1 protein-coding gene is annotated in these 242 nt (G+C 63.6%); it reads right to left on the bottom strand.

Annotated elements, in window-relative coordinates:
* Positions 1-242 (bottom strand): hypothetical protein (locus SB658_RS26925; RefSeq protein WP_410603568.1); only part of this gene is annotated, 242 nt, incomplete at both ends.

Genomic DNA, 242 nt, shown 5'->3' on the forward strand with positions numbered 1-242 from the left:
CCCCTGGAACTGTCGACCGTCGGTATGCCCGCGCACCAGGATGTTGCCCTTGCGTCCGTCCAGGATCTGACCGATCTTCTCCATTGCCAGGACCATTTCCCGGCGCGGAACCGCAGAGCCCACGTTGAACATCGGGTCCACATTCTGGTCGGAAATGGTAACCAGCAGGCCGCCTTCGGCCGGCGTGACCACCAGCCCCTCGGCAAGCTTGCCGGCGATGCCCTGTATCTGGGCTGCGATCT

It is taken from the genome of Bacillus sp. SIMBA_008 (genome assembly GCF_046535495.1).
GTDB lineage: Bacteria > Bacillota > Bacilli > Bacillales > Bacillaceae > Bacillus > Bacillus subtilis.